General features: G+C 29.9%; 1 protein-coding gene. It reads right to left on the bottom strand.

From position 1 onward, the window contains the following. Window positions 1-253: hypothetical protein (locus tag ACX6CF_RS27285; protein WP_458788506.1), on the bottom strand; the 253-nt coding region annotated here is incomplete at its 3' end. Between the last annotated feature and the right edge of the window lie 21 nt (window positions 254-274).

Here is a 274-nt window from a genome sequence, read left to right as displayed (position 1 = left end):
CAACTATATAATTATCATCAACTACAGTTAGTCCCGCAAACTGTGAGGATTTTATTTTTTTTTCTGATATAAGCTTATCAACTAATTTGACCGGAATGGTATAATTATCTGATTCTGAATCATAATAGTCCTCAAAGAACTTCCAATATTCAAAAGGTTCTATTGGATATGTACCCGCACTCCTTATGTATTGAAAAGCTCTTTCATAATCTACTAAATCATCCTCATTAAAAGACATATCAAAATCAAACACAAGAAAATAACTCGTTACAAT

The sequence above is a fragment of the Vallitalea sediminicola genome (genome assembly GCF_054408565.1).
The sequence above is the reverse complement of the archived record's forward strand: the minus strand, read 5'-3'. Positions and strand labels throughout refer to the sequence as shown.